The 22,515-nt window shown below is 61.4% G+C and carries 21 protein-coding genes; 14 read left to right on the top strand and 7 right to left on the bottom strand.

Annotated elements, in window-relative coordinates:
• The first annotated feature begins 13 nt into the window (after positions 1 to 13).
• Both AWB82_RS03455 and AWB82_RS03450 read left to right on the top strand, forming a co-directional pair.
• Entirely contained in the window at positions 14 to 1,054 is a 1,041-nt protein-coding gene (locus tag AWB82_RS03455; protein WP_086965737.1) for a 2Fe-2S iron-sulfur cluster-binding protein, read from the top strand.
• 57 nt (positions 1,055 to 1,111) lie between these two features.
• Positions 1,112 to 2,104, top strand: a complete 993-nt coding sequence (locus tag AWB82_RS03450) for a 4,5-dihydroxyphthalate decarboxylase (protein ID WP_086965736.1) — start codon at positions 1,112 to 1,114, stop codon at positions 2,102 to 2,104.
• Positions 2,105 to 2,150: 46 nt separating this feature from the next.
• Here AWB82_RS03450 and AWB82_RS03445 read toward each other — a convergent pair whose 3' ends face one another.
• From AWB82_RS03445 to AWB82_RS03425, 5 genes are all read right to left on the bottom strand, one after another.
• Positions 2,151 to 3,275 carry a VIT1/CCC1 transporter family protein gene (locus tag AWB82_RS03445; protein WP_086965735.1) on the bottom strand — a complete coding sequence of 375 codons (1,125 nt, stop codon included), beginning with the start codon at positions 3,273 to 3,275 and terminating at the stop codon, positions 2,151 to 2,153.
• 115 nt (positions 3,276 to 3,390) lie between these two features.
• A complete protein-coding gene (locus AWB82_RS03440; RefSeq protein WP_086965734.1) occupies positions 3,391 to 3,957 on the bottom strand; it encodes a cytochrome b in 567 nt (188 codons plus the stop codon).
• Positions 3,958 to 4,083: 126 nt separating this feature from the next.
• Positions 4,084 to 5,058 carry a PDR/VanB family oxidoreductase gene (locus AWB82_RS03435; protein ID WP_235023153.1) on the bottom strand — a complete coding sequence of 325 codons (975 nt, stop codon included), beginning with the start codon at positions 5,056 to 5,058 and terminating at the stop codon, positions 4,084 to 4,086.
• Positions 5,059 to 5,143: 85 nt separating this feature from the next.
• The gene (locus AWB82_RS03430; RefSeq protein ID WP_086965732.1) at positions 5,144 to 6,304 is read right to left on the bottom strand and encodes a Gfo/Idh/MocA family protein; all 1,161 of its coding nucleotides are present in this window, start codon (positions 6,302 to 6,304) and stop codon (positions 5,144 to 5,146) included.
• Positions 6,304 to 6,858: a MarR family winged helix-turn-helix transcriptional regulator gene (locus tag AWB82_RS03425; RefSeq protein ID WP_086965731.1), complete on the bottom strand. Its 555-nt coding sequence runs from the start codon at positions 6,856 to 6,858 to the stop codon at positions 6,304 to 6,306. Before AWB82_RS03425 ends, AWB82_RS03430 begins: the two co-directional genes overlap by 1 nt.
• Positions 6,859 to 7,156: 298 nt before the next feature.
• On the opposite strand from AWB82_RS03425, the gene AWB82_RS03420 reads away from it, so the two are divergent.
• The 7 genes from AWB82_RS03420 to AWB82_RS03390 all read left to right on the top strand — a co-directional run bounded on the left by AWB82_RS03420 (position 7,157) and on the right by AWB82_RS03390 (position 15,045).
• Positions 7,157 to 8,395 carry an aromatic ring-hydroxylating dioxygenase subunit alpha gene (locus AWB82_RS03420; RefSeq protein WP_086965730.1) on the top strand — a complete coding sequence of 413 codons (1,239 nt, stop codon included), beginning with the start codon at positions 7,157 to 7,159 and terminating at the stop codon, positions 8,393 to 8,395.
• A gap of 265 nt (positions 8,396 to 8,660) precedes the next feature.
• Positions 8,661 to 10,856 carry a tripartite tricarboxylate transporter permease gene (locus AWB82_RS03415; protein ID WP_086965729.1) on the top strand — a complete coding sequence of 732 codons (2,196 nt, stop codon included), beginning with the start codon at positions 8,661 to 8,663 and terminating at the stop codon, positions 10,854 to 10,856.
• A 74-nt stretch (positions 10,857 to 10,930) separates the two neighbouring features.
• On the top strand, positions 10,931 to 12,019 hold the full coding sequence (locus tag AWB82_RS03410) for a Bug family tripartite tricarboxylate transporter substrate binding protein (RefSeq protein ID WP_086965728.1): 1,089 nt from the start codon (positions 10,931 to 10,933) through the stop codon (positions 12,017 to 12,019).
• Between the two features lie 87 nt (positions 12,020 to 12,106).
• Complete coding sequence (locus tag AWB82_RS03405; RefSeq protein WP_086965727.1) at positions 12,107 to 12,820, top strand: class II aldolase/adducin family protein; 714 nt, start codon at positions 12,107 to 12,109, stop codon at positions 12,818 to 12,820.
• A gap of 64 nt (positions 12,821 to 12,884) precedes the next feature.
• Positions 12,885 to 13,871 carry a substrate-binding domain-containing protein gene (locus AWB82_RS03400; protein WP_086965812.1) on the top strand — a complete coding sequence of 329 codons (987 nt, stop codon included), beginning with the start codon at positions 12,885 to 12,887 and terminating at the stop codon, positions 13,869 to 13,871.
• A gap of 30 nt (positions 13,872 to 13,901) precedes the next feature.
• Complete coding sequence (locus AWB82_RS03395; protein WP_086965726.1) at positions 13,902 to 14,513, top strand: chromate transporter; 612 nt, start codon at positions 13,902 to 13,904, stop codon at positions 14,511 to 14,513.
• A 4-nt stretch (positions 14,514 to 14,517) separates the two neighbouring features.
• Positions 14,518 to 15,045: a chromate transporter gene (locus tag AWB82_RS03390; protein WP_086965725.1), complete on the top strand. Its 528-nt coding sequence runs from the start codon at positions 14,518 to 14,520 to the stop codon at positions 15,043 to 15,045.
• Positions 15,046 to 15,056: 11 nt separating this feature from the next.
• Here AWB82_RS03390 and AWB82_RS03385 read toward each other — a convergent pair whose 3' ends face one another.
• On the bottom strand, positions 15,057 to 16,061 hold the full coding sequence (locus AWB82_RS03385) for a zinc-dependent alcohol dehydrogenase family protein (RefSeq protein WP_086965811.1): 1,005 nt from the start codon (positions 16,059 to 16,061) through the stop codon (positions 15,057 to 15,059).
• A gap of 101 nt (positions 16,062 to 16,162) precedes the next feature.
• On the opposite strand from AWB82_RS03385, the gene AWB82_RS03380 reads away from it, so the two are divergent.
• From AWB82_RS03380 to AWB82_RS03365, 4 genes are all read left to right on the top strand, one after another.
• Complete coding sequence (locus tag AWB82_RS03380) at positions 16,163 to 17,038, top strand: LysR family transcriptional regulator (RefSeq protein ID WP_086965724.1); 876 nt, start codon at positions 16,163 to 16,165, stop codon at positions 17,036 to 17,038.
• A gap of 287 nt (positions 17,039 to 17,325) precedes the next feature.
• Positions 17,326 to 17,781, top strand: a complete 456-nt coding sequence (locus AWB82_RS03375) for a (2Fe-2S)-binding protein (RefSeq protein ID WP_086965723.1) — start codon at positions 17,326 to 17,328, stop codon at positions 17,779 to 17,781.
• A gap of 1 nt (position 17,782) precedes the next feature.
• Complete coding sequence (locus AWB82_RS03370) at positions 17,783 to 20,017, top strand: xanthine dehydrogenase family protein molybdopterin-binding subunit (protein ID WP_086965722.1); 2,235 nt, start codon at positions 17,783 to 17,785, stop codon at positions 20,015 to 20,017.
• Positions 20,018 to 20,027: 10 nt separating this feature from the next.
• The gene (locus tag AWB82_RS03365; RefSeq protein WP_086965721.1) at positions 20,028 to 21,296 is read left to right on the top strand and encodes a cytochrome c; all 1,269 of its coding nucleotides are present in this window, start codon (positions 20,028 to 20,030) and stop codon (positions 21,294 to 21,296) included.
• Positions 21,297 to 21,326: 30 nt separating this feature from the next.
• Here AWB82_RS03365 and AWB82_RS03360 read toward each other — a convergent pair whose 3' ends face one another.
• Positions 21,327 to 21,701 carry a DUF1488 family protein gene (locus AWB82_RS03360; protein ID WP_235023152.1) on the bottom strand — a complete coding sequence of 125 codons (375 nt, stop codon included), beginning with the start codon at positions 21,699 to 21,701 and terminating at the stop codon, positions 21,327 to 21,329.
• 208 nt (positions 21,702 to 21,909) lie between these two features.
• Here AWB82_RS03360 and AWB82_RS03355 point away from each other — a divergent pair, with 208 nt between their 5' ends.
• Positions 21,910 to 22,494 (top strand): DUF3331 domain-containing protein, encoded by a 585-nt coding sequence (locus tag AWB82_RS03355; protein ID WP_235023151.1) that lies wholly within the window; start codon positions 21,910 to 21,912, stop codon positions 22,492 to 22,494.
• The last annotated feature ends 21 nt before the right edge of the window (positions 22,495 to 22,515 follow it).

Here is a 22,515-nt window from a genome sequence, read left to right as displayed (position 1 = left end):
ACAAGGTGGATTCATGCATTCGGACGGCCACGCACATCGCATCACGCTCGCAGCATCTGATCAGACTTACGAATGCGAGGCCGGCGATGTGATGCTGCGCTCGGCCTTGCGCGCGGGCATCGCGTTTCCCTACGAATGCAACGTGGGCGCGTGCGGCAACTGCAAGTTCGAACTGATTGAAGGCGATGTCGATGTCGCATGGCCCGAGGCGCCCGGCTGGACCGCGAAGGACCGCGAACGCCGCCGCTATCTCGGGTGTCAGACCGCGCCGCGCGGCGATTGCACGATCAAGATGCGTCCTTCCGCGCATTACGCGCCCAAGCATGCGCCGCGCCGTGTGAACGGCACGCTGACCGAGCGTCGTGCAATCACGCACGATATCGAGGAGTTTCGCTTCACGCTCTCCGGCGACATGCCCTTCGAACCGGGCCAATATGCGTTGCTGAAGCTGCCCGGCGTGAACGGGCAGCGCGCGTATTCGATGAGCAATATCGCCGATGGCATCGAGAAGCCGCGCGAACTGCACTTTCAGGTGCGACGCGTGGCGAACGGGCTGGGCACGGGCGTGCTCTTCGATGCGCTCGAAATCGGCGCGTGCATCGATATCGATGGTCCGTATGGCATGGCTTATTTGCGTCGCGACGTGAAGCGCGACATTCTATGCATCGCCGGAGGTTCCGGCCTCGCGCCGATGATCTCGATTGCTCGCGGCGTCGCAGCCGAGCCCGCGCTCGATGGCATCAAGCTGCATTTTCTCTATGGCGGACGCACGCCACGCGATGTATGCGGCCGCGACATGCTCGAAGCGTTGCCGGGTTGGGCCGAGCGCCTGCATTTTCAGGCGGCCGTTTCCGAAGTCGTGCCCGATAGCGAAACCGCATGGGACGGTCACGTCGGCTTCGTTCACACCGTTGCCGAAACGCTCTTCGGCGATAACCTGCGCGACATGGAAATCTATTTCGCCGGTCCGCCCGCAATGGGCACGGCGATTCAGCGCGCGTTGATCGCATTGAAAGTTCCGTTCGAACAGGTGCATTTCGACCAGTTCTATTGATACGCGCTCGACGTTACGCATCGCATGAATATTCCCACACGCTGCCAGGAGCAGAACTTGTCCAAGCTTAGACTTACCTTCGGATGCTGGAATTACGACCGCACGCGCGCATTGATGGACGGCAGCGTGCAGCCGGATGGCATCGATCTCAACTATCTGAACATGCCCGTGGAAGAGACGTTCTTTCGCATGCTGCGTCTTAACGAGTTCGATGCATCGGAGATGTCGCTTTCGTCGTATACGATGTCGTGCTTTCGCGAACCACGTCCGTTCGTCGCGATTCCGGTGTTTCCATCGCGTTTCTTCCGTCACTCGTGCATCTATGTGAACGCGGATTCGGGCATCGAAAAGCCGCAGGATCTTATCGGCAAGCGCGTCGGCAATCCGGAGTATCAGATGACCGCGCCCGTATGGATTCGCGGCATTCTCTCCGATCATTATGGCGTGCCCGTCGATAGCGTCACGTATTACACCGGCGGCGAGGAAGAGCCGAATCGCCCCGAAAAATTGAAGCTCGATCTGCCTTCGAATATTCGCGTCGAGCAGATCGGCGCGGACAAGACGCTTTCGCAGATGCTTCTCGATGGCGAGATCGACGCGCTCTATACGGCGCGTATGCCGTCGTCGTTTGTGAATGGCAAAGGGCGCGTGAAGCGGTTGTTCGAAAACTATATTGACGTGGAGCGTCAGTACTTCCGCAACACGAAGATGTTCCCCATCATGCATACCGTCGTTCTCAAGCGCGAAGTGTATGAAGCGAATCGCTGGGCCGCGCAATCGCTCTACAAGGCGTTGATCGAGTCGCAGCGCCGCACGTATGCGGATCTCAACGAAACGGCCGCGCTCAAGTCGATGCTGCCCTGGTTGAATGCGCACGTCGAAGAGACGCGCCAGGAAATGGGCGACGATTTCTGGCCCTATGGTCTCGACCGGAATCGCGAGAATCTGCGTACCTTCCTGCGTTATTCATACGAGCAGGGCTTGTCGAAGCGCCGGCTCGAACCGGAAGAAATCTTCGCGCCGGAAACGTTCGAGTCGTTCAAGATCTGACGACGCGAACACGATGCGCCGTGCGCTTCAATACGCGGCGCATCGTTCATGAAAGCGACACGCCCAGCAACTTGCCGATGCCATACGTGCAGGCCGCCGCGACCATCCCGATCAACACTTGCCGCACGGCGGAGAAGATCGCGCCACGTCCGCTGAACAGCGACGTGAACACGCCGATACCGGCAAGCCCGAGTCCACTCAACACGATGCATTGCACGATGCCTTCCACGCCGCTCGCCCATACGAACGCGATAGCTGGAATGATCGCGCCCACCGCGAACAACGTGAACGATGCGAGCGCGGCCGTCCAGGGATTGCCGCCCAGCTCGCGCGGATCGATGCCGAGTTCTTCGCGCGTCAGCGTATCGAGCGCCTTGTCCTTGTCGCGCATGATCTCAGCGGCAAGGCGCTTCGCTTGCGTGGCGTCGATGCCCTTTGCCTGATAGATGAGCGCAAGTTCGTGCCGCTCGGCGTCGGGCATATGATCGAGTTCGTCTTTTTCCTTCGCGATTTGCGTGCGTGCAAGTTCGCGCGCATTCGTGACCGAGAGCCACTCGCCGAGCGCCATCGAGGCCGCGCCCGCGATAAGTCCCGCGAACGCCGTGAGCAATACTGTCCGGCTGTCGCTGCCCGCGCCCGCGACGCCCATGATGAGGCAAAAGTTCGACACGAGGCCATCGTTCGCACCGAGCACGGCGGCACGCAAATCGTTGCCCGATGCCACGCCGCGATGCCACGTTTCCGCCGCCGCGATCGCGCCGCCTTTGCTCAGGCCTTTGCTGCGATTCGCGACCTCCTGCACGATGTCCGCGTGATCCCGCTCCTCCGCCGACATCTGCGCGGCATCGGGCTGACCGGCGTATTTGTCGCGATCGGCCATTTCGTTTGCGGCGACGGAGCGCAATACGAGATCCGGTCCGAATGCCCGTGCAAGCGCACGCATGATGCGCGTCTTCGCGCTGATGCGATGCGTTCGAACGGACACGCCATTCGCGCGCAATTTCGCGGCCCATATGTCGGCATGACGGCGCTCGGCCTCGGCCAGTTCCGCGTAGACGCGTCGCTTGTCGTCCTGCTTTTCCGCTTGTGCGAGCGTGTCGTAGAGCGCGGCGCTGTCGAGTTCGTCAGCGAGATTGGAAGTGAAGCGCTTGAGTTCTGTCTGGGACGCCATGACGTCACCTTTTATCGTTCGTTTCGTGACTCAAGAGTAAAGACGAACGACATGGCACGCGGCTAATAACCCTACGATACGCAGTGAGTGAGAATGGAATCGCGTCTCATCGTCGTCATTGTTTAGGCGCGGCTTGCTTGCGGTGCTTCGGCAACATGCGGGTCAGTGTGTTGTCGCGCAAGACGAATCGATGAAACAGCGCCGCGGCGATATGCAGGCCGGCGAGCGCGAGCAGCACCCACGCAAAGTTGCGATGCCAGTCGCCGAGCGCGTGACCGATGGGCGATCCGGTGGGCGAGAGGGGAGGCATCGGCATGAGGGCGAGCAGCGAGACGGGCCAGTCGCGTGACGATGCATTGGCCCAGCCCATCAACGGAACCGCGATCAGCAACGCATAGAGCAGCCAGTGCGTGTAACGCGCGAACGCGCGCAGAGCGGGCGGCAAGCTTGCGGGCTCGGGCGGTGCGGCGTGCGCGCTGCGCCAGAGAAGCCGCACGAGTACGAGCAGAAAGATCGCCACGCCGAGACCGAGGTGCCACGCAATCAGACCGATTGGTTGCGTGTCGCGATGCATGTCGGGCATGGTCCAGGCGAGTACATACTGGATGAGCAACAGCAGGGCGGTGGCCCAGTGAAGTAAGCGGGCGGGCGCGTTATAGACGGGCGCGGGTTCATATCGCATGAACGAATCTCCAATAAAGCAGGGCGCAGTGCCGCGAGCGGCCGACTGAACCGTGAATCATCGGAGAAAAAAGCTTAGCTAAGCCTTATGGCGTCGAAAAAAGTTATGAGTAGTCGAGCCGGCGAATCAGATGTCGAGGACGAGTTCATTCGAGCACGCGCGCGACACACAGATCATGATTTCCGACGTTTGCTCGTCTTCATCGAGGACGAAATCGCGATGATCGGCTTCGCCCCCGAGCAGACGCGTTCTGCACGAACCGCACGTGCCGGCCTCGCAGGAACTCGGCGTGTCGATACCGTTCGCGCGCAATGCATCGAGGATGGTTTCGCCCGGCGCAACGTTCACGCATCCGCCGCTCTTCGCGAGCCGCACGGTGAAGGCTTTGTCGCCCGACGCGTTGTCATGCGCACTCGTGCCGAAGTCCTCGAAATGCACGGCGGAAGAAGGCCAGTGCGAAGCGGCGTCGCGAACCGCCTGCATCAGGGGGCGCGGGCCGCAGCAGTAGATATGCGTATCGCCGACGCGTTCGGCGACGAGCGGCGCGAGCGGAAGCGACTGCGCGCGCTCGCCGAAATCGTGATGAACGCGCACGCGCGAGGCAAACTCGCTTGCGTTGAGTTCGTCGAGAAATGCGGTCGATTCGGGCGAGCGCGTGCAATAGATCACGTCGAAATGCGCGCCACGTGCTGCGATTTCGGCCATCATCGCGCGCATCGGCGTGATGCCGATGCCGCCCGCGATCAGCAGATAGCGCGATGCATCGCCCGAGAGCGGGAAGTAGTTGAGCGGCGACGAGACTTCGAGCGTCGTGCCGACCTGAACATCGTGGGCCATGCTGAGCGAGCCGCCGCCGCCCGCGGCGTCGCGTTTCACGGCGATCACATAGCGATCTCGTTGCGCGGGATCGTTGCAGAGCGAATAGCGTCGGGCGATGCCAGCGGGCGTTTTCACTAGCAAATGCGCGCCGGCAGTGAAGGGCGGCAACGTGCCGCCATCGCCGGCGCGCAGTTCGAACAGAAAGATATCTTCGGCGATTTCGCGTTTGTCGGCGACGGTGAGCGCAAGCGTTGCGTCGGCGGAATCGATTCGATCAGGCATGCTAAGTGTATTCATGTTTCCCACGCGGACTCGTTCGCCGCCTCACAGTTCGATCAGGTCATCAGGTCATCAGGTAATCAGGCGATCAAGCGAGCGCGACCTGATGCTCCAGAAAAACTTCCTCGCCACGATCCGACGATGCAATCGCCGCTGCGCATACTTCTAGATTCGCCACTCCCCAGCGGCCGTCGTGGATGGCGCGTTTGCGTCCGCTGATCGCATCGTGGAATTCGCGCATCACGAGTTCGCGCGGCGATACATCGGTCGGCAATTCGATTTCGCGCTTGCCGTCGCGCGTATAAACGAACAATCCCTTCGGTGACTGGCGAATTTCGCCGCGCTCGCAACTGACGAGCGTCAGCCCGAAGAACGGTTGATCGGGCGCGCTCGCGGGAATCGCGTTGCGCGCGCGCTCGGCCTTGGCGCGCAGTTCGTCTTCCAGGCTCGCCGGTTTTGCGAGCGCGCGCGATTGCGCGGGAAAGCCCCATTCGCCGACGTCGAAGCACAACTCCGCGCTCGCGAATCGGCCATAGCCGTTGTAGACCGCGGTGGCGGCGGCGCCATCGTCGAATTCGATGAACACCGTATGTGCGCCGATCGCGCTGCGCTCGGGGTCCCAGTCGAACGTCCTCGCCCGCACGCTGCGCGCGGCGCCGCCGGCGAGCAGACGGATGATGTCGAACTGATGCGAGCCCTGACGCAAGGTCACGCCGCCGCCTTGCGACGCGTCGAGTTCGTCGGGGCGGCGAGGGCGGTAGATCCAGTCCGTGAAGCACCACGTATGCACCATGCGCACGCGGCCGAGTTCGCCCGAATCGATGAGCTCGCGCATCGCGTGAATCGGCTGATCGTAGCTATGCGAGTGTCCGGCGAGCAGCACGATTCCCGCCGCATCGGCGACCGCGACCATCGCGCGTGCATCGTCGAGATTGGCGGCCATCGGCTTTTCCACGAGCACATGCTTGCCCGCGCGCGCGACGAGTTCGACATGCGCGCGATGCAGCGTCGTGGGCGATGCAACGTACACCGCGTCGAGCGCGCCGTGCTCGATCAGCTTGTCGATGCTCTCGTAAGCCGCGACGCCGAATTCCTGCGCGCCTTGTTCGCGCACCGACGCCGAAGGATCGGCGAAGCCCGCGAACACGAAGCCCGGATGCTTCTCGATGGCGGGCACGAACGCACGTCCCGCCGTGCCGAAGCCGACGATGCCGATGCGCACGCTCTTCGCTATGTCGCTTGGGTTCATCACAGTGAGTCCTCGTTTGCGTCGCCATTGGCCGAATCGCGGCCGTTCTTCGGAGCGGCGATCTGGTCGGCGGACAGGTTCTCGATCATCGCGAGCAGCGTGCGCCGCGTGGCCGAGATGTCTTCCGGTGCGATGCCCGCGAGCGCGATGCGGTTCACATCGATCGCGTAAGGCACGAGCACGCTTCGCAGCGCCACGCCCTTCGGCGTGAGAAACACGCGCACCTGCTTGCGGTTGTCGGGCAGCTTCTGGCGCGTGAGGTAGCCGAGGCTCTCCATCGTCTTCAGTGCGGAGAACGTGGTCGGCTCGGCGACGCCCGCCTGCTCGCTCAATTGCCGCTGCGTGAGGCCATCGGTCTGCCACAGGATGCGCAGAAACGTCCAGTGACCATAGAGCACCGAGTGCTCCCTGAGACGAGCCTGCAAGGAACGCGAAAAGCCGCGTGCCGCGTCCTTCACGAGATGCGCCATGCGCTCTTCCGGCAGCGCCTCGCGCCAGTGCTTGAGCGTGCCCGGCTGCGGGTCGCGTGGAATTTTCTGCTCGCTCTTGTTCATCCTCTCACCTGTCTCCGGCATGAATGCATGCCTTTTTTCGTAAACTTAGATAACTAAGTTAAATTTGTCAACGATTCGGATCATAGGGTGAATCCGGATCTGATGGACGCGCTGCGAGTTTCGTGCACTACTGCCTGTATACAGCGACATGCCGTGCCAGAGGGCATTCGGCGAGGCGCGTGATCCTCCTTAGTATTTTCCATTATTTTTAAGTTAGGTACCTAAGAATAATATGGGTTCAAGGCTGGTGGCGGGACGGTGCCTCCGGCGCGCTCTTCCAACATACGGGAATCGACTCATGCTTACGGCAGAACAAAACGAAACAATGACGCGCATCGGGCCCGGCACGCCGATGGGCAAGCTGTTGCGTCGCTATTGGCAACCCTTCGCTGCGGCGTCGGAACTCGACGACAAGTGGACGAAGCGTGTGCGTCTGCTTGGCGAGGATCTCGTGCTCTTTCGCGATCGGCAAGGACGGCGCGGCCTGATCGCGGAGCAATGTCCGCACCGGCGCGCGTCGTTCGCGCACGGCATCCCCACGGAGCAAGGCATTCGCTGTCCGTATCATGGCTGGGAGTTTAGCGCAGAGGGTAAATGCCTCGATCAGCCCAACGAGCCGGACAACTGCGCTTTTCGCGACAAGGTTGCGACCGATGCGTATCCGGTCGAGGAGCTCGGCGGCCTCCTGTTCGCCTATATGGGGCCGGAGCCGCGTCCGCTGTTGCCGCGCTTCGACGGCTTCGTCGCGCAGGGCGCGATCCGCATGATGGGGCGCGCGTTGTTGCCGGTGAACTGGCTGCAGATCATGGAGAACTCGGTCGATCCGATTCACACCGAGTGGCTGCACGGTCATCATTATGAATTCCAGAAGGAACAGGAAGGCGTCAAGGTAGCGATCAGCGCGAAGCACGAGAAAATCGCGTTCAACGAGTTCGAGTTCGGCGTGACCAAGCACCGCCTCCTCGCGGGACATTCGGAGGACTCGGACGACTGGCTCATCGGTCATCCGATCGTGTTCCCGAACATGCTTGCGGTGGGCAATGGCGACGAGGCCTCGCGCTACTACTCGTTCCAGATTCGCGTGCCGGTCGATGACGAACACACGCTGCACCTCTGGTACAACGCATACATTCCGCCGAAGGGCATCGACGTCCCGGCGCGACTCACCGAACGCCTGCATACCTACGACGTGCCGTTCAGGGACGATGACGGCGAGTTCATCGTCGATAACGTCGACGGGCAGGACATGATGGCGTGGATCACGCAAGGCGCGATCGCGGACCGCACGCGCGAGAACCTCGGCGCATCCGACCAGGGTCTCGCGATCTACCGCCGCATGCTCCGCCGCGAGATGAAGAAGGTCGAAGCGGGCGAAGACCCGATGGGCATCGTGCGCGATTCCGTGCGCAATCAGTGCATCGACTTGCCCAACGAGCGCAAGAAGCATCACAACAGCGACGGCTTTGCGAGCTTCATGCTGCGCACGCACGCGAAGTATTCGCCGATCGCGCAGGATCTGGTGCGCATCTTCGAATAGGCGCTCTGCGCAGCGCACATCGCCGCGATGGCATGTTGCATGCAAAACGCATTACTCAAAAGGCAATCTTGAATGCGTGATGCAAAACACATCATGCAATCACGCGCCACGTGCGGCGACGAGCAGTTCGACTGACGGTTCGACCATAACGCCCGGCCACGCAGCCGGGCGACTACCGGAGACTTGAGATGCAACCCACATGCACTCGATCGCGCTGTGACGACGGCTGTCTTGCCGCGAAGCAGGCTCGCCGGGAGGTGCGCTGATGCTCGACGCCGCCCTCCATGCGCTGACCCTGATCCTCGATCCGCTGCGCCTCGGGATCATGCTGGGCGGCGTGCTGCTCGGACTCGCGCTCGGCGTCGTGCCGGGCCTGGGCGGTATCGTCGGACTTGCGCTGCTGATTCCGTTCACCTATCACCTCGACGGCTACACCGCATTCGCGCTCCTGCTCGGCATGGCCTCGGTGACGACGGTGTCCGACTTCATTCCGGCCGTGCTGTTCGGCGTGCCCGGCACCGTGGGCGCCGCTGCAACCGTGCTCGACGGCCATCCGCTCGCCAAACAGGGGCATGCGCGGCGGGCTTTTGGGGCAGGCTATGCGTCGTCGCTCGCGGGCGGCATCTTCGGCGCGCTGCTGCTCGCGCTCGCGATCCCGGTGTTGCGCCTGATCGTCCTTTACATCGGCTCGGCCGAGTTGCTCGCGATGTGCATCTTCGGTCTTTCGATGGTCGCGACGCTCTCGGGCAAGGCGCCGATGAAAGGTCTCGCCGTCGCATCGTTCGGCCTGATGCTTTCGCTGATCGGCTCCGATCCGCAAACGGGCACGCTGCGCTGGACGTTTGGCACTTTGTATTTATGGGACCATCTGCCGATCGTGCCGGTCACGCTCGGTATCTTCGCGCTGCCCGAGCTCGCGGACATGGCAATCGAGCGCACAGGCATTGCGCGCGCGAGTCCGCAACCCGGCGTGCGCGCGAGCACGCAATGGGACGGCGTGATGGACGCGGCGCGCCACTGGTGGCTCATCCTGCGCTGCAGCGGACTGGGCGCGCTGCTCGGCGCGGTGCCGGGCATCGGTTCGGCCGTGATCGACTGGATGGCCTATGGTCACGCCATTCGCACGGAGAAGAACCCGGAGAATTTCGGCAAGGGCGATATTCGCGGCGTGATCGCATCGGAAAGCTCGAACAACGCGAAGGAGGGCGGTCACCTGATTCCGACCGTCGCGTTCGGCATGCCCGCGGGGGCGTCGATGGCGCTGTTGCTATCGGCATTCATCATGCACGGCTTCACACCCGGACCCGAGATGCTGACCAAGCATCTCGACGTGACGTACACGATCATCTGGACCCTGACCATCTCGCACATCATGGGCGCGGTGATCTGTCTTTCGAGCAGCAGCCTCTTCGCGCGGCTCGCAACGGTGCGCGTGGGCATCCTGATTCCGCTCGTCATCGCGATCGTCTATCTCGGCGCATTCAATGCGAGCCAGAGTTGGGGCGACCTGTGTTCGCTCGTGCTGTTCGGCGCGGTGGGATGGATCATGAAGCGCCTGAACTGGCCGCGTCCGCCGCTCATTCTCGGCCTCGTGCTCGGTAGCATTTTCGAGCGCTATTACTTTATTTCGCACGAGATCTACGGCATGGGTCTCTTCGCGCGCCCGGTCGTGATCGTGATTCTGCTCGCTGCATTGTGGGTCGTGCTCGGCCCGACGATCAAGGGTTTGCGCAAGACATTGCGCGCGCGTTCGCAATCGTCCTCGCGTGGCGCAGTGCCTGCGTTGAAACTGCGACTGCGTCGCTTCGACTGGCAGATCGTCTTTACGCTGATGCTCACCGCACTAGTGATCGCCGCAATGACCGTCGCGCGCGACTGGGCCTTCGCCGCGAGCCTGATGCCGATGACGAGCGCATGCGCCGCGCTCGTGTTCTGCTGCATCGTGTTGATCGAGCAATTGTTCACGCGCGACGTGACCGCGGCCCCGCCTTCGTTCGATGCCCCCGCTCCGATGGGCGAGCTCGCGATGGCCGGCGCCGTTGCGCATTTCAGCGAGCCGCGAGTGGACGTGGATACGCAACCCGGCGTCATCGCAAAGGCCAATGCGCATGCAGGCGCGAGCGCGGGCCTGGGCGCGCACGGCGATCCTTCGTTGCACGACAGCCTCGCATCGACGCTCGACACGCGGACCCTCTATGTGCGCGGCGTGCGCTTCTTCGCGTGGGTCGCGGGCGCGCTCGCGGTGGCTTCGGTCGTCGGCTTGCTGCCCGCATTGCTGATGTTCATGCTGCTCGTCGCGCGCTTCGAGTTCGGTGAGCGCTGGCGCACATCGGCGCTGTTGTCGATTGCGATGACCGTCGCGTTGTGGCTCGTGTTCGGCCGCATCTTTTCGACGCCGTGGCCGCAATCGCTCATCGGTGACTGGTTGCCGGCGCTGCGTCAACTCGGCGGTCTCGTTTGATCACGCTCACAATCAAAAGACGCCGGCGGCCGGCCCACATCGGCCAGCTGGTCATAACTGTTGGAGACAACATCATGAAAGATCGACTCTCGCAGCGCTCATCGCGCGAAGGCCTCGAAAGAAAGGGCCGCCGCATGATTGCGCATGCAACTATCTCGGCGCTTGCGGCTACGCTGCTTTGCGCACCGCTCGCGAGCCGCGCGGCGGCCGAATCGGTGGCGGACTTCTATAACGGCCGCAATGTCACGATGACGATCGGTTATTCGGTCGGCGGCGGCTACGATACTTACGCGCGCCTGCTCGGCAAATACATCGGCAACTTTCTTCCGGGCAAGCCGACGATCACGCCGCAAAGCATGCCGGGTGCGGGCAGTCTGAAGGCGGTGAATTATCTCTATGGCATCGCGCCGAAAGATGGCGCGACCTTCGGCACCTTCGGCCGCACGATGCCCGAAGAACCGCTCCTCGGCGATGCAAATTTCGACGCGCGCAAGCTCACTTGGCTCGGCAGCATCACGAGCGATGTGAGCCTTTGCGTGACGTGGAATACATCGCCGGTCAAGACGTTCAAGGATCTCGTCGACAAGGAAGCTCGCATGGGCGGGCAGGGCGCGGGTTCGGACCCTGACGTCATCGCGTCCACGATCAAGAATCTCTTCAATTCGAAACTGAAACTCGTCACGGGTTATCCGGGCAGCAACGAAACCGCGCTCGCGATGGAGCGCGGCGAGATCGACGGCGAATGCGGCGTGTCATGGAGCACGATCCAGACGCGCCATCCCGACTGGATCTCGGGCAAGAAGATCAACATTCTCGTTCAGGTTGCGCTGGAGAAGCATCCCGAGTTGCCCGACGTGCCGCTGCTGCTCGATCTCGCGCCCAACGATCAGACGCGCCAGGTGCTGAAGGTGATCGTCGCGAGCCAGGTCTTCGCGCGGCCGTTCGCGGCGCCGCCGGGCCTTCCGCCGGAGCGCACGGCCGCGTTGCGCCAGGCATTCGAGCAGACGGTGAAGGACCCGCAGTTCCTCGCCGAAGCGAAGCGCATGGGCCTCGAAGTGCGCCCCGTTTCATGGCAGCGCATGGACCAGCTGCTCGACGAGCTATACAAGACTCCGCCCGATGTGCTTTCGAAAGCGAAGGCCGCGGTGGGTGGGCGCTTCTAACCGATTCATCACGATCATCACGATAGCGCGGCAAGCATCTGGCTCAGGCCTTGGCCGCCCGTTTTCACTCGAACGCAGGACGACACCATGACTCTGGACGAAGCTAAGCAAAAATTGATCGACGCCGGCCGCATTCTCGAAGCCGAAGGTCAGGGCGATCTCACGCGCGGGCACATTTCCGTGCGCATTCCCGGCGATCCCACGCATTTCCTGATGAAGCCGCATAGCCACGGCTTCGACGAGATCACCGACGAGAACATCGTCGTTTGCAATCTCGAAGGCGAGAAGGTGAGCGGCGGCGGCCGCCGTCACAGCGAAGTATTCATCCACTCGGAGATCTTCAAAATGCGCCCCGACGTGACGAGCGTGATCCACGCTCATCCGACGCATGCGGTCGCGCTCTCCGCGACGGGGCAGCCGCTCGAAATGATCAGCCAGCCGAGCGTGCACTTCGCGGACGGCCTGCCGTACTACACCGAAACGATGAACCTCATCCGCACGCAGGACATGGGCGCAGGCGTCGCGCGGGCGCTCGGTTCCAGCAAGGCTGTTCTCATGCGCAATCACGGCGTCGCGGTGGTCGGGCGATCCATCGAGGAGTCGGTCGTGCTGTCGCTGCTTCTGGATAGTGCATGCCGCATTCAATTGCTGACGAAGGCGGCAGGCGGTGTCGGCGAAACCTTCTCGCCGGAGGATGTCGAGCGTCTGCACGACGCGGTGACGCGTGCCGAGCAATTCGCCGTCAATTTCGAATTCCTGCGCCGCAAGGTCAATCGCGGTCTCGTGCATTCGCTCGTTTAATGCACTTTGCATGCAACAGACAAAACGGTTTTTTGTACACAAAACGCAGGAGACTTACCCGATGATCGGAAAACTCAGACTCTCAGTCGCGATGGGCGACTACGACAGAACGCGTCCGTTGCTCGACGGTCAGGTGCAGATCGACGGCGCCGAGCCCGTGTTCATGACGCTATCGCCTGAAGAGATGTTCTTTCGCGCCTTCCGCCACGAGGAGTTCGATATTAGCGAGCTGTCGTTCTCCAGTTACGCGGTGAAGACGGCGGACGGCACGTGCCCTTACATCGCGATCCCGGTGTTTCTTTCGCGCGCTTTTCGCCATACGTCCATCTATGTGCGCACGGATCGCATCGAACGGCCCGAGGATCTCAGGGGCAAGCGCATCGGCCTGCCTGAATATCAGCTGACGGCGAACGTATGGGCGCGCGCCGTGCTCGAAGACGACTTTGGCGTGAAGCCGAGCGACGTGAAGTGGGTGCGCGGCGGCATCGACGAGCCGGGGCGGCCTGAGAAGATCAAGCTCGATTTGCCATCGGATATCCGTCTCGAAGCCGCGCCCGATAACGACACGATTTCGGCGATGCTCGATCGCGGCGATATCGACGGCTTCATGGCGCCGCGTCCGCCCGGCTGCGCCGCGACGAACCCGAACGTCGGCTGGCTGTTTCGCGATCCGACAGCGGCGGCGAAGGACTATTACCGTCGCACTCGCGTGTTCCCGATCATGCATGTCGTGGGCATTCGCAAGACGCTCGTCGAGCAGCATCCGTGGCTGCCCGCAGCCGTGCTCAAGGCATTTACCGAAGCGAAGCGCGTGGCGCTCGCGCGCTTGTCGGATACATCGGCGACGAAGGTTACGTTACCTTTCGTCGAAGAACAATTGAAAGCCGCGCGCGAGTTGATGGGCGACGATTACTGGTCCTACGGCATCGAAGCGAATCGCGATACGCTCGAAACCTTCCTGCGCCATCATCATTCGCAAGGGCTATCGAAACGCCGCTTGAGTATCGAAGATGTCTTTCACCCGGCCACGTTCGAAACGGCCAGGATATAAGCGCGCCTCTTCCTGAAAGCACGCATTACGATGACCGCCCATACGATCCACGAGATCTCGCCCGCCGCCGCATCTTCGAACGAAGTGAACATATGCGGCGCGCCGCCCGTGCCCACTTCGTTCGCGCTCTTCAAGGCATTCTTCTTTATCGGACTGACGGGTTTCGGCGGCGTGTTGCCGTGGGCGCGGCGCATGCTGGTGGAACGTCTGGGCTGGCTTACGAATCGCGAGTTCGCGGAGTTATTGCCGCTCGCGCAATTACTGCCTGGGCCGAATGTCGCGAACATCGCGACCGTGCTGGGGCGGCAATATCGGGGAGCCAAGGGCGCGGCGATGGCGGTGTTCGGGTTATACCTCGCGCCCACGGTTATCACCATCGGCATAGGTTATGCCTATGCTCGCTGGGGACATGCGCCGATCACCGCGCACCTTTTCGCCGGACTCATGCCGGCCGCGACAGGACTCGTCATCGCGACCGTGCTCAAGCTCGTGACGAGCTTGCCGCGCGGCGCGGCGAGCATCGTGCTCGTGGCCGCAACGTTCATCGCCATAGCAATCATGAAGATTCCGCTACTCATCGTGCTTGCCGTGCTCGGTCCGCTCGGCACACTCTTCATGCTGCGACGCGCGCGCAAGGAGTAACGCGATGTTGAACACACTCGCCGATCTCTTCTTGCACGGTGCAATATGGTCGTTGCTCGCAGTGGGCGGCATGAATGCGACGCTCGCCGATATCCAGCGTTATGCGGTCGATACGCGTCATTGGGTTACTGGCGAGCAGTTCGTCACCTTCTTCTCGATCACACAGGCCGCGCCGGGACCGAACGGCATGGCTGTCGCATTGATCGGCTTTCAGGCGGCGGGACTTGCGGGCGCGCTCGTTTCGACTGTCGCCAAGATCGTGCCGTCTTCGTTGATGGCGTATTTCGTGAGCGCATGGGTGGAACGGCGGCAGGACTCGCGCATCGTCACCGCGATTCGCAAGGGACTTGCACCCGTAACGGTGGGTTTGCTCGTATCGGCGGCCTACGTGTTCGCGCGCGAGACCGATGTGAACGTGTCCCGCGCGCTTTGCACGATGGTATGCGCGGCAGTCGCTTATCGCAGCAAGCTCAATCCTATCTATCTCGTCGCGGCGAGCGCGCTTCTCGGACTGGCGGGCGTCTTCGGTTGATCGTTGATCGTTCAGCGGGATAGCACCTCGTCGATATCGACGACGATTTTGCCGCGCGCCGTGCCATCCAGCAATGCTTCATAAGCGCGCTCCGCGCTGGGCATATCGAAGCCTCTCGCATCGATGCGCGGGACGAGCTTTCCCGCCTCGGCGAGTTGTCTCGCTTCACATAACATTTCGCCATGATGCGAGCGATGTTCTCCCGTCAAAAGCGGATGCAACGTGAACACGCCCGAATAAGTCGCCTCGCGAAACGACAGTGGCGCGAGTGCATGCGTGCCCCATCCCAATGCGCTAACGACATGGCCGAAGTGCTTCACCGCTGCAAACGATGCATCGAGCGAAGCACCGCCGGCCGTATCTACGACGAGATCGAAACCCGCGCCGTTCGTATGCGCGGCGACATATTGCTCGACGCTAGTTGTGCGGTAATCGATAGGCGTCGCGCCAAGGCTATGAATGTATTCGTGATCGCGCTCGCTTGCCGTCGCGAATACTCGTGCGCCGAGTGCATTCGCCAGTTGCACGGACATGTGACCGACGCCGCCAGCGCCGCCTTGCACGAGAACTGTTTGTCCCGCATGTAGATGGGCGCGATCGACGATGCCCGCATAAGACGTGATGAACGCGAGCGGCAATGCGGCCGCGCTACGCATCGAAAGATTCGCGGGCTTGTGCGCGAGCAGCGCGGCGTCCACGGCGGCGTATTGCGCCAGCGAGCCCTGAATGCCGCCGACGCCGCCTGTCATGCCATAGACCGCATCGCCTGATCTGAACGCATCGACGCCCGCACCGACAGCTTCGACGATACCCGCCATGTCGATGCCGAGCACCAGAGGCAGGGGATGCTTCGCATGAGCCGCCGCCCCCGCGCGGATTTTCGTGTCGAGAGGATTCAGCCCGCTCGCGGCGATGCGCACGAGCACTTGTCCCGGGCCCGGTTCGGGACGATCCAGTTCGACGAGTTCGAGCGGACCGTTATGGCGATCGAGAACGAGTGCTTGCATGGTGGACATCGACGACTCCCGGAAAGATTGAACGTTGATTGCAATGCGCTCATACTCCGCCATGCACGCAAGCATGTAAATCGACAGAATTGCACTACGGTCATACGAAAATGAATGGCCACACTCTCGAATGGAGCGACGTACGCATCTTCCTCGCAATTGCGCGTAGCGGCACGTTGGGCGCGGCCGCGAGGACGATCGGCCAGACGCAGCCGACAATGGGCCGGCGCTTGCGCGCGCTGGAAGAAGCGCTCGGTCATGTGCTTTTTCAGCGGACGCGCGATGGTTTCGTGTTGACCGATGAAGGCGCGGCAATCCTCTCGTATGCGGAACGCATGGAGGAAGAGGCGCTTGGCTTCACACGTGCGCTCGCGGGTCAGGATGCAAAGCTGACCGGTTTGCTGCGGGTTTCGTCGTCCGACTGGTTCGGCGTGCATGTGCTGACGCCGGTATTTGCGCGCTTTCTCGCGAAGCATCCGCACGTATCGATAGAACTCGTCACCGATGCGCGCCGTTATAACCTCGCGCGGCGCGAAGCAGATCTCGCGTTTCGCATCACGCCGTTCGACGAGCCCGATGTCGTGCAGCGCAAGCTCATGCATATCGATTACGCGTTGTATGGACATATCGATCTCGGATTGCCCAGGGCGGGCGACGGGAAAGGGCAGACGCTCATCAGCATGGACAGCGCATTCGATCAGTTGCCGGATGTGATTTGGGTAAAGCGTGTGCTGCCCCAAGCGAAGATCGTCTTCGGCAGCAATAACCGCGAAGCGCAAGCGAGTATGTGCGCATTAGGTGCGGGCTATGCGGTATTGCCATGTCCACTAGGCGATGCGGATGCGCGCCTCAAGCGCTTCGACCTCGGAGAAGCGCCGCCCGGACGAGACGTCTGGCTCGGTTATCACCGGGATCTGAAACGAGTCGCTCGCTTGCGTGCTTTGCTGGAAGAAACGCTGGCGGCGCTCGGCGGATCAACCAAATGATTAGCGATGCAACTAACTGTCTTGTCCGCTCGGCCACTTTGAATTGAAGTGCAGCTGAACGCACACGATTAAAAAAGAGCGAGCAGTCGGAGTTTCAGGCAATCAAAGCACATTCCAGAAACGCGCACCATATTGATGCGTTTAATCGAAGCTATCCATAAGCGCTGCGCGATCCAAGCTTGATTTTTAAAGCGGCGCTACAATCCCGATTCCTAAAACCGACTGCCGCCCCACGCAGTCGGCCATCTGCGATATCCGCCGAAACCACGCATAAGCCGGAGCCGCTCATGACAACGCTTTCTATTAACGGCCAGAACCATACGATCGATGCGCCGCCCGACATGCCGCTTCTTTGGGTACTGCGGGACATCGTGGGACTCACAGGAACCAAATTTGGCTGCGGCATTGCGCAATGCGGTGCGTGCACCGTCCATCTCGATGGCGTAGCCGTTCGTTCATGTGTATTGCCGATCGCGGCCGTCGGCGATCGCAAGGTGACGACGATCGAAGGTGTCGGCGACACGCCCGCCGGCAAGAAAGTGCAAGCGGCATGGCGTCGACTCGATGTCGTGCAGTGCGGTTACTGTCAGTCCGGACAGGTTATGTCCGCCACGGCGTTGCTCACGACTGTTCCTGACCCCAACGACTCCGATATCGATGCCGCGATGGCGGGTAATATCTGCCGCTGCGGCACTTATCACCGCATTCGCGCCGCCATCAAGCAGGCCGCGAAGGAGGCGTGACATGTCGCAAGGATTGATCGAAGCGGGACGTCACACGGCTCGTGCGGGGCTATCGCGCCGCGCGTTCTTGAAGCTCGGTGTGACGGCGGGTGTCGCTGCGAGCGGCGGATTGTTAATTGGCTTCAGCCTGCCGGCCGCGAGCCAGGACCAGGGCAAAGGCAAGTCGGTGATCGGAGGCGATGGCGTCGAGTCGGCGCAAGACGGCGTGTTCGCGGCGAATGCATTCGTGCAGATCGATAAGACCGGCAAGGTCGTGCTCATCATCCCGAAGGTCGAAATGGGACAAGGCGTCTATACCGCGTTGCCCATGCTGATTGCCGAGGAACTCGAAGTGCCGCTCGACAGCGTCACGGTCGACCACGCGCCGCCGAACGAAAAGCTCTTCACGGACCCGCTTCTGGGCGGTCAGTTGACGGGCGGTTCGACTTCCGTGCGTTATGCATGGGAGCCATTGCGCAAGGCGGGCGCGGCGGCACGCATGATGCTCGTCGCGGCGGCTGCGCAGGAGTGGCAATGCGATCCGTCGTCCTGTCTTGCGCAAGACGGCAAGGTTATGCATGCATCGGGCGATCGCAGCGCAAGTTATGGCGATCTTGTGGAGGCGGCCGCGAAATTGACCGTGCCGCAAGACATCAAGCTAAAGGACCCGAAGAACTTCAAGATCGTGGGCACGCCGGCGAGGCGCCTCGATTCGCCGGAAAAGGTCGATGGCACCGCGATGTTCGGTCTCGACGTGCGTGTGCCCGACATGGTGTACGCGGCGATCGTGAATTGCCCGGTATTCGGCGGCACGCTCGTGTCCGTCGACGACAGCAATGCGAAGAAGATCCCGGGCGTGCGTCAGATCGTGAAGTTCGACAATGGCGTTGCGGTTATCGGCGATCATACTTGGGCCGCCAAGCGCGGCGCGGCTGCCTTGCAGATTCAGTGGAAAGAAGGCGCGGGCGCCAATGTATCGACAAGACAGATCGTCGACGACATGGCGAACGCGTCCCAGCGCACGGGCGCGGTCGCACGCAAGCAAGGCGATGTCGACAACGCGTTTTCCACGGCGAAGACACGCGTCGATGCGGTCTATGTTCAACCGCTTCTCGCGCATGCGACGATGGAGCCGATCAATTGCACGGTGCATGTCCGTCCCGATGGTTGCGATATATGGCTTGGCACGCAAGTGCCTACGCGTATCCGCGATGCCGGGATGAAGGCGACAGGCTTGCCCGCGGATAAGATCTTCGTGCATAACCATTTGCTTGGCGGCGGCTTTGGCAGGCGGCTCGAATTCGACATGGCCACGCAAGCGCTCAAGATCGGCAAGGCGCTCGGCGTGCCGGTCAAGGTGACATGGTCGCGCGAGGAAGACATTCAGCACGACATGTATCGACCGTGCTATTACGACAAGTTATCCGCGGGACTCGATGCGAACGGCAAGCCGGTTGCATGGACGCATCGTATCGTCGGATCGTCGGTGCTCGCGCGCTTTGCGCCGCCGGCCGTGAAGGACGGTGTCGATCCGGATGCCGTCGAAGTGGCGTCCGATCTTCCCTATGATCTGCCCAATCAGCTCGTCGATTATGTGCGGCTCGAACCGCATGACGTGCCCACTGCATTCTGGCGCGGCGTGGGGCCGACGCGCGGCACCTTCGTCGTGGAAAGCTTTATCGACGAGCTGGCCGTGCAGGCGAAAGTCGATCCCGTCAAATATCGGCGCGATCTGCTGGGCAATTCGCCGCGTGCGCGCAACGTGCTCGACGTCGCGACGCAGGCCGCCGGCTGGGGACAGCAATCCGTGCCGCAAGGACAGGGGCGCGGCGTTTCGGTGATGCACGCGTTCGGCAGTTTCTTCGCTATCGTCGCGGATGTCGCTGTCGATAAGAACGGCGAAGTGCAGGTTAATCGCATCGTGTGTGCCGTCGATTGCGGCATGGTCGTCAATCCCAATACCGTCGAAGCGCAAGTGCAGGGCGGCATCATCTTTGGCATCACGGCCGCGCTGTATAGCGAAATCACCATCAAGGACGGGCGCGTCGAACAAAGCAATTTCACTGATTATCGAATGCTGCGCATTCACGAAACGCCACCGGTGGAAGTGCATATCGTCAAAAGCACCGAACCTCCTGGCGGCATTGGCGAACCGGGTACGGCGGCGCTTGCGCCTGCCATCACCAATGCGATCCATGCCGCGACGGGCAAGCGATTGAGACGCTTACCCGTAGGCGATCAATTGCGTAGCGCCTGAGGAGGCCGTCATGAAAAACGCATTCAAGCCTCTCTTTGCGGTGTTGTTTGCTTTGACGTCCTCGGCTCAGGCGGCCGACGATGCGCTCGTTACGCGTGGGGCGTACCTCGCCAGAGCGGGCGATTGCGTCGCCTGTCACTCTGCGCCACGCGGCAAACCGCTCGCGGGCGGCTTGCCGATGATGACGCCACTCGGCGCCATTTACACGACCAATATCACGCCCGATCCGGACACGGGAATAGGCCGCTATACGGAAGAGGAGTTCGCGCGCGCGTTGCGTCAGGGCGTGGCGAAGGACGGCCATAACCTTTATCCGGCAATGCCTTACCCTTCCTATGCAAAGATAAACGACGAGGACATGCATGCGCTCTACGCGTATTTCATGCATGGCGTCACGCCTGTCAAGCAAACCAATCGCGAGCCGGATATCAAGTGGCCGCTCAATATGCGCTGGCCGCTCAAGCTCTGGAATGTGGTCTTTCTGGATAAGAGCGTCTATCAGAACAAGCCCGGCAAGGATGTCACCTGGAATCGCGGCGCCTATCTGATTCAGGGGCTCGGGCATTGCGGCTCGTGCCATACGCCACGCGGTATTGCATTTCAGGAAAAAGGACTCGACGAAAGCAATAGCGCTTACCTGACGGGCGGATTGCTCGATAACTGGTTCGCTTCCAATCTGACGGGCGAGCACAATACCGGACTCGGACGCTGGTCCGAGCAGGACATCGCAGGCTTTCTCAAGACGGGTGCGAATGCGCACGCGTCTGCATTCGGCTCGATGACGAGCGTCATCAACAACAGCACGCAGATGTTGAGCGACGCCGATATTGCAGCGATGGCGCGGTACCTGAAGTCATTGCCCGCGTCCGGCGGCAATGGCAACGCGCCCTATTCATATGATCCTAAAGCGACAAAAGTGTCATTGACACGCCCGGGTGCATCGGATTCCGGCGCGCGCATCTATACCGCGTATTGCATGCATTGCCACGGTGCGGACGGCCGAGGCTTTGCGCCGATGCTTGCGCCGCTCGCGGGAAATCCAAATGTTCTGGAGAAGGACGCATCGTCGTTGATCAACGTGACGCTGAACGGCACCGGAGATCTCGTTCTCGACGGCGTGCCCGCACCGTATCCGATGCCGCGCTATGCGCCCGTGCTCAACGATCGGCAGATCGCCGATGTGCTGACATTCGTTCGCGGCGCCTGGAACAACGGCACCTCGGCGGTGCAGGCTGAAGATGTGACGAAGATACGCAAGGCGACACAAGCGGCGCGCTGATACACGCCGCTTGTGCACTGAATGGTGGCGTCAGGAAGAAAAATCCATGACATCCAGATGAATCGAACTGGATGGATGCGCAAGAAACTTTCGATGCACGCGCGCGCTGATGCGCTCATAACCATCGCTCAACGCTTTAAGCAGGCGCTCGTCGCTCGCTCCTGTCGGTGCCCAAAAGCATTGCTCCAGCGCCTTGCGCGTGATATTGCATTGAATTTCCTGCTCGCGAGAGAACGCGACGAAGCTGACGGAGGCGCGGTCCGACGAAATGGTGGCATGGATCGAGAGCTTGCTTGTCATGATTCGACAGGAGAAATACGGTTCACTGGATTTTATTGTGTCAGAAATCGGTGAACTCGCGAATCCTCGATTGAGCATGAAACGTGCGCAAACGGCCAGAAGCACGCGGTTTTCGTGCCAAAGCTAACCTCGACGCCGCGCAAACATCATACGATTTAATCGAACGTTCGTTCTTGTCTAATCGGCATTAACTATCTGCTGATTAGTTCAGGGTGCAACCTCCCGGGCACCACTCCGCGCGCGAATCCGAACGCCAAAGCTGGCGTGCTTGTCTAGGTATGTCCATGAAAAATGAAAAGAAAAGCATGCTCAGGTGTACTACTCTAGGAACGATCATCCGACGCGGCGCGGCAAGACCAGTCCAGAAAGTGGGTTGCGCGGCGCATTCCCGGAACGCCACCGGCAACGTCAACCCGGCTTCTGTTGCGGCGGGCGTTGCCGCCAGCAGGAGCGGAACATGAAGCATCCATGGTTGATGGATCCCTGGAGCCGTACCCTGGCAATGCTCGACAGCCTTCCGGACCGCCCGTCGGAAGCGAACGAGAAGCTCGCACTGATGACCCGATCGCTCGTGCGGAATGTACAAGGCAAGAGTGTATGCATCGGACCGGCCGAGGCGCATTGCGTCAACATTCGCGTGCTGGAGCGCCTGAGTGAATCGACGCTATCGTTGTCATGGCACGATCCAACGTCGTTCAATTACTCGGAGCAGGTCTGGGCGCTTTGCACTGCCCGCAAGCGCGGAACATGTGCGTTGAGCGGACAGGCGATCAGGCGCGGGCAGCCTGTTTATAGGCCGAGGCGCGTCGGCAGCTCGGTGCCGCTTAATAGCGGCGCGATGATCCTGGCGCTTGCGCTGACTCCCGCTGAACAGGAAGCGAGATTCGTCTCGGAGTGATCTGTTTCGCGCTTGCGTGAC

Source organism: Caballeronia glebae (assembly GCF_001545035.1).
GTDB lineage: Bacteria > Pseudomonadota > Gammaproteobacteria > Burkholderiales > Burkholderiaceae > Caballeronia > Caballeronia glebae.
Note: the sequence above shows the minus strand (reverse complement) of the source record. Positions and strands in the feature narration are given on the sequence as shown.

Bases quoted from the DNA above. Each gene is read 5' to 3' on its own strand.
- AWB82_RS03455 (WP_086965737.1), top strand. From the start codon at position 14: ATGCATTCGGACGGCCACGCACATCGCATCACGCTCGCAGCATCTGAT.
- AWB82_RS03445 (WP_086965735.1), bottom strand. From the start codon at position 3,275: ATGGCGTCCCAGACAGAACTCAAGCGCTTCACTTCCAATCTCGCTGAC.
- AWB82_RS03440 (WP_086965734.1), bottom strand. From the start codon at position 3,957: ATGCGATATGAACCCGCGCCCGTCTATAACGCGCCCGCCCGCTTACTT.
- AWB82_RS03435 (WP_235023153.1), bottom strand. From the start codon at position 5,058: ATGCCTGATCGAATCGATTCCGCCGACGCAACGCTTGCGCTCACCGTC.
- AWB82_RS03430 (WP_086965732.1), bottom strand. From the start codon at position 6,304: ATGAACCCAAGCGACATAGCGAAGAGCGTGCGCATCGGCATCGTCGGC.
- AWB82_RS03425 (WP_086965731.1), bottom strand. From the start codon at position 6,858: ATGAACAAGAGCGAGCAGAAAATTCCACGCGACCCGCAGCCGGGCACG.
- AWB82_RS03420 (WP_086965730.1), top strand. From the start codon at position 7,157: ATGCTTACGGCAGAACAAAACGAAACAATGACGCGCATCGGGCCCGGC.
- AWB82_RS03415 (WP_086965729.1), top strand. From the start codon at position 8,661: ATGCTCGACGCCGCCCTCCATGCGCTGACCCTGATCCTCGATCCGCTG.
- AWB82_RS03410 (WP_086965728.1), top strand. From the start codon at position 10,931: ATGAAAGATCGACTCTCGCAGCGCTCATCGCGCGAAGGCCTCGAAAGA.
- AWB82_RS03405 (WP_086965727.1), top strand. From the start codon at position 12,107: ATGACTCTGGACGAAGCTAAGCAAAAATTGATCGACGCCGGCCGCATT.
- AWB82_RS03395 (WP_086965726.1), top strand. From the start codon at position 13,902: ATGACCGCCCATACGATCCACGAGATCTCGCCCGCCGCCGCATCTTCG.
- AWB82_RS03390 (WP_086965725.1), top strand. From the start codon at position 14,518: ATGTTGAACACACTCGCCGATCTCTTCTTGCACGGTGCAATATGGTCG.
- AWB82_RS03385 (WP_086965811.1), bottom strand. From the start codon at position 16,061: ATGTCCACCATGCAAGCACTCGTTCTCGATCGCCATAACGGTCCGCTC.
- AWB82_RS03380 (WP_086965724.1), top strand. From the start codon at position 16,163: ATGAATGGCCACACTCTCGAATGGAGCGACGTACGCATCTTCCTCGCA.
- AWB82_RS03375 (WP_086965723.1), top strand. From the start codon at position 17,326: ATGACAACGCTTTCTATTAACGGCCAGAACCATACGATCGATGCGCCG.
- AWB82_RS03370 (WP_086965722.1), top strand. From the start codon at position 17,783: ATGTCGCAAGGATTGATCGAAGCGGGACGTCACACGGCTCGTGCGGGG.
- AWB82_RS03365 (WP_086965721.1), top strand. From the start codon at position 20,028: ATGAAAAACGCATTCAAGCCTCTCTTTGCGGTGTTGTTTGCTTTGACG.